The sequence below is a fragment of the Polynucleobacter sp. 39-46-10 genome, assembly GCF_002282275.1.
Genome location: NZ_NCJB01000147.1, coordinates 1 through 5,647, shown reverse-complemented (window position 1 = coordinate 5,647; position 5,647 = coordinate 1). Strand labels below are relative to the sequence as shown.

The 5,647-nt window shown below is 47.8% G+C and carries 5 protein-coding genes; all 5 read right to left on the bottom strand.

The features are described from left to right. On the bottom strand, positions 1-611 hold a 611-nt coding region (gene aroE / locus B7X71_RS11055), incomplete at its 3' end, for a shikimate dehydrogenase (RefSeq protein ID WP_293600754.1). 41 nt (positions 612-652) lie between these two features. Then, a complete protein-coding gene (locus tag B7X71_RS11050) occupies positions 653-1,543 on the bottom strand; it encodes a TonB family protein (protein WP_293600753.1) in 891 nt (296 codons plus the stop codon). Beyond that, entirely contained in the window at positions 1,497-3,485 is a 1,989-nt protein-coding gene (locus tag B7X71_RS11045; RefSeq protein WP_293598331.1) for an RNB domain-containing ribonuclease, read from the bottom strand. Before B7X71_RS11045 ends, B7X71_RS11050 begins: the two co-directional genes overlap by 47 nt. 2 nt (positions 3,486-3,487) lie before the next feature. Next, positions 3,488-4,216, bottom strand: coding sequence for a 3-oxoacyl-ACP reductase FabG (fabG, locus tag B7X71_RS11040; protein WP_293598335.1), 729 nt, complete (start codon positions 4,214-4,216; stop codon positions 3,488-3,490). A gap of 5 nt (positions 4,217-4,221) precedes the next feature. Further along, a complete protein-coding gene (mpl, locus tag B7X71_RS11035; RefSeq protein ID WP_293600752.1) occupies positions 4,222-5,628 on the bottom strand; it encodes a UDP-N-acetylmuramate:L-alanyl-gamma-D-glutamyl-meso-diaminopimelate ligase in 1,407 nt (468 codons plus the stop codon). Between the last annotated feature and the right edge of the window lie 19 nt (positions 5,629-5,647).

The following is a 5,647-nucleotide window of genomic DNA, read 5'->3' as shown; positions in this document are numbered from 1 at the left end:
TTACCAGCATCCTCAAGATCACTTAATGAGACTGCTTGTAGCGCAACATTAAAGGAGCCAGCTACATCACTAAACAAGTGAACCAGTTCACCGGCCTTGGCATTTGATCGATTGGCAATGATCAGCTTTTTGGGAGACTGCTCTAGCAATGGGCCAAGCACTCCGCGAGAAGCGCCGCCCGCCCCCAATAATAGGATTCGAGCTCCTTTAATCTGAATACCCTGCGCCAATAGGTCTCTAACTAAACCAGCGCCATCAGTATTGTCACCAAAAATTTTTCCATCTTCAATGCGTAGAGTATTTACAGCGCCAGCGAGCTGCGCACGCGGTGTTAATACATCTGCAAAAGCCTGAGCATCTAATTTAAATGGCACAGTGACATTCATACCTTTACCACCAGCGGCAAAGAAGGCTTGCGCAGCGATTTTGAATTCATCAAGTGCAGGCTGTAAACGACCGTAGTGTATTTTTTGATTTGACTGCTCAGCAAACCGCTTATGGATGACGGGTGATTTACTGTGCGAAATTGGATTACCCGCGACCGCATAAACATCCACTCCGGGAAAGTCGGTAGGATTGATATGCAAATCGGCGGAAGTAGCTTGACTCATAGTGACTACAGGATAAGCGAAATTGAGTGAGGTCTACTGAATTACGGGCGTAGATCTAAGCGATCAGATCCATCTCTTGTGAAATCAAAAGTAGATACCCAGTCCAAGATATCAATCTGATTGCGCATTTCTGTAGAGAAAATTCCAAAGGGGGCAGAAGCACGCACAATCGCTAAAGCCTGACGATCTAACTCGGGATTGCCAGAACTACGCCCAATACTCAGACCATCTTTACCCTGAGCATTATTAGTAATCCGCCCCTGAGCATCGACACTCACCACAATCACCAAACTGCCGTAAAGAGGGCGCCCGTTTGCTCGTGGGAAAAATGCACTCCCATAGGTCTCGATTTTTTGACGCATAGCATCGTAATACTGCGCAAATACAACCGCCTTGGTGCTAGCTCCAGTCAAGACCTTACGTCGGGGTTCGCGGCCATTGGCCTGCAAACGCTTGGCCAGCTCAGCTTCTAAAGAGTTCAACTGGGATACTGCTTTTTGCTCATCACCACTTTTACGACCACCTGCTAGTGCTCGCTCTGCTTCAAGCTTAGCTAGCATTTGTTTTTGCTGTTTCTCTAAAACTTCTAGGCGGGCATCTGCACCAAGTCTTGCGCGATGAAGCGCACTGGCATCTTGATTAGCAGCATTGCCCCCTCCATGCAAATTCGCTTGCGCCAATTTATTTGCCTCCTTGGGCGCCACTTGATTGCTAGCATTCACCAAAACAACGCTCAGCGGGGTATTTAAACGACGATTTTCTATTTCTCCAATGCCCCAGCGAAAGGATAAAAAGATAAGGTGAGCCAGAATAGAGAGGCCCAGCGCATAAGCAAATGGATAGCGATTCCAACCCCCACCTAAGCGCGCCACTAACTGAGCAAACCTAGGTTGGACTTGCATCACTCTCAGGAACTTCTGGTGTCTCGACATGAAGCACTCTTACCCCCGCAGTCAGTTGCAGGAGATCTACGTCAGCAATACTCACTTCGGCTCTGGTCATACGCGGGTGGGTAGCCAATTCCGGGATTGGTAAATGCAGTGGAATAGGTTCAACACGCGACATTCCTTCTTTGAGATGCCTCACAAAAACTTGTTTAGGAACTTCATCCTGAGAAACCCAGCGTAAGCACCAATATTTCTCAAGACGGTCCTGGTATTCACCATACGCTGAATAGCAAGCTTCAAAGTCGGCAGCAATACCCATTAAGGCGGAATCTCTCGGCGGGAATGGCGCTGCCATCTTGGCGGTGATGCCATGTTTTGCTATCGCAATTAACTGCCACTGATTCACTAAATCTGAATAGCGACGCAATGGCGATGTACACCAAGCGTAATACTCCAAACCCAATCCTTCATGAGGGCCAGGTGTCGTCTGCATACGTGTACGCAAAGGGCCCCAACCCTTTTGGGTGCGGAACAAACCAGGTACCCCATGATCTGCCAGTAAGCGCCCTGAGGCACTATTGCAATAAATCATCCACTCGGCAACGATGGTATCGAGGATGGAACCGCGCTGACGAGGAGTAATCTCGACTCGCTGCGCACCATCCACTTCTTTGATTTGAAAATGAAAGTCTCTTGCTAAAGCGTTAGGATCCAAAACTCCTAATTGCTCAGCACGCAATCCATTGGCGACGCGCTGCTCTTGACGCCCTGCATGCAATAACTTTGCTGCAGTCCACAACACACTGAGCTCTTGACGATACGCATAGTCAGATGATTCATCAGCCAGAGTTTCCTCCGTCACCAAATGCTCTAAATTTTCCAGACGAAGATTTGATCCCATGGGAACCATCTCAGCACGTAACTGCAGCGTCTCTTTATCTACGACTCCAGTTGCATCGATATCTACATAGATCGATAAAGCTGGTCGAGCGGCACCCTCATCCAATGAGAACTGGGCAATCACCGCATCGGGCAACATCGTAATTTTGTCGCCAGGAAAGTACACGGTCGACATACGCGTGCGTGCGACCTTATCCAAAGCATCATCCTTAGCGATCACCAAACCAGGGGCAGCGATATGAATACCAATGCGATGTCCGCCACCCTCAAGTGCAGTAACCGATAAAGCATCATCAATCTCAGTAGTACCCGAATCATCAATCGAGAAAGCGCTCACTTCAGCTAAAGGTAATTCTGAAATGACGACGTCTAATACACTCTGATCCACAACCAAGCTTGGTTCATGTGCGGCACCCTGAGGAAAATGGGCCTTTAAAAACATGCCTTGGTGATATTGCAAGGGTGAATCAATCGCGCCACAGCGGATCATCAATTGGGCAGGAGATTCTCCTGACTCAGTGCAAGCAGCAATTAATGCCTTGTAAGCTGAGGTATTTTTATCGGGAGAAAACAATAATTGATTTGCTTGAGACTGGAGCGTCTCTGGAAACACGCCAGCCACCAACTCTTGTTGCCATGCAGCTTGCTGCTCCAGTTCCTTTTGCTTGCGCTCAAGCGCAGCCAAACCGGCTTGCAACTGCTCTAATGGCGCTCGCTGAAAACGCCCACGCCCTTTGCGACGGAAGAATACTGGCGCACCCTGCAAAGCAATCGCTAATGCAGTTTGTTGCGGAATACTTGCCTGCGCACCAAAGTACTCATGGGCAACATCCACTAAACCAAATTCTTCATCAGGTGCACAGTCCCATAAGAACTGCAGATCAATCTCTTGAGATAAAGCATTTGCCTCATCCATTAATGTCTGTGGCTCTGGCTTATCAAAGCGTAACCAAACTTCTTTAGCTTTTAGTTTGATCTTTTTCCCAGATAGGCTGGTTGCTTGCCAAGACTCAGCGTCTCCGGCGCCGGAGGCGGACTGGACTGTGGCGACCTTGATGTCACCACCCTCTTCATATAAAAGATGCATGCTTAGAGAGAGATCCCGCCGCTGGCCTCAAGTGCAACGCCATTGACATAACTAGCTTCATCGCTCGCCAAGAATAAATACACGTTCGCCATTTCTTCGGGAGTACCTAGGCGACCCAGCCAGCTGCGTCTTTCAATATCCTTTAGGATGTTTTCTGGCATAGCTTTGACCATCTCAGTGGCAATAAAGCCTGGGCACACTGCATTTACCCGAATACCTTTTGGACCTAATTCACGCGCCCAAGTTTTAGTGAATCCAATCACACCAAACTTCGTTGCTGAATAGTTTGTCTGTCCAAAGTTTCCATAAATACCCACAACACTAGAAGCATTAACGACAGCCCCTTTGCCCGCCTCCAACATATGCGGTACAACCAATTGCGTGCAATTGAATACACCCTTGAGATTGACATCAATCACCGTATCAAATTGCGCTTCCGTCATTTTGACTAAGCGTGCATCTTGTGTGATGCCAGCATTGTTAATCAAAATATCGATGCGCCCGTGACGCTGCATGATTTGATCAACAGCTGCTTCAACACTTGCACGATCAGTCACGTTCATGACAAAAGCTTCCGAGCCAGGAATGAGATCAACTGCAGCCTTCACTGCATCAGGGCTCACATCCGTGATCATGACTTTTGCACCCTCTTGTGCAAAGCGTTTTGCCGTTGCAAAGCCAATCCCTTTTGCGGCCCCGGTAATGATGGCTACTTTATCTTTTAGTCTCATACTCATTACTTTGCTTTCTCTTGTATTGCGGTCAATATTTTTTGATGCACGCCACCAAAACCGCCATTACTCATCACCAAAATGTGATCGCCAGGCTTTGCTTCTTTTGCCACTGCATCTACCAATGCACTTAAATCATCAAAGGCCAAGGCACGATCTTTTTCTTTGGCATTTAATGGTGCTAAGACTTCATTTAAGTCCCAACCTAAGGAATCTTTACCAGCACTAGCCCCATAAGCAAAAATCTTATCAGCTGCCCCTAAGCTATTGGGTAGTTGCGCCTTCATCACGCCGAGTTTCATCGTATTAGAACGCGGTTCTAATACTGCCAAAATTCGAGACTGCCCTACGCGACGACGCAAGCCATCTACCGTAGTAATAATTGCAGTTGGGTGATGAGCAAAATCATCGTAGACCGTCACCTCATTTGCCACGCCAATCGTTTCTAAGCGACGTTTCACATTCTTAAACTCAGCAAGAGCACGTGCCGCATCAGCTGGAGCAATGCCAATATGGTTTACAGAAGCAATCGCTGCCAATGCATTAAGTTGATTATGTCGACCCATGACACCAGAGCCTGGGGCCCAGGTCACCGTTGCTACCTCTTTACCATCCTGCAAAGCAATGAAGCCATCCGCCTCTTTAGAAATCAGAGACCAAGCATTGTGTTTATCTTGACCAAACTTTTCAACAGGCGCCCAAGCACCTCGAGTAATCACTCTCTCTAGCGCAGGCTCTTCACCATTCACAACCACAAGACCATTTCCCGGCACCGTACGGACTAAATGATGAAACTGCGTTTCGATTGCAGCCAGGTCAGCAAAAATATCGGCATGATCAAACTCAAGATTGTTTAATAAAGCGGTGCGCGGACGATAGTGAACAAACTTACTACGCTTATCAAAAAAGGCGGTGTCGTATTCATCTGCCTCGATCACAAAGTATTTGCTCTCACCCAGACGAGCCGATACCGTGAAATTCAATGGCACTCCACCAATTAAATATCCTGGTTGATAGCCATTAAATTCTAAGATCCAGGCCAACATGGCAGAGGTAGTCGTTTTACCGTGAGTGCCAGCAACAGCCAATACATGCCTATCAAACAATACTTGCTCACCAAGCCACTGGGGTCCAGATGTGTAAGGAAGCCCTTGATTCAGGATGGCCTCCATCAGCGGATTGCCACGAGAAACGACGTTACCGATTACAAATAAATCAGGCATAGTCTCAAACTGTAATAATTGGTCGGGCGAGAATCCCTCAATGAGCTCAATACCCTGAGCCTCAAGTTGCGTGCTCATTGGTGGATAGACGTTGGCATCACAGCCAGTTACGCGATGTCCGGCCTGCCGAGCGATTGCGGCAATGCCGCCCATGAAAGTACCGCAAATGCCCAAGATATGAATATGCATTGGGGAATTTTAGCTAAGG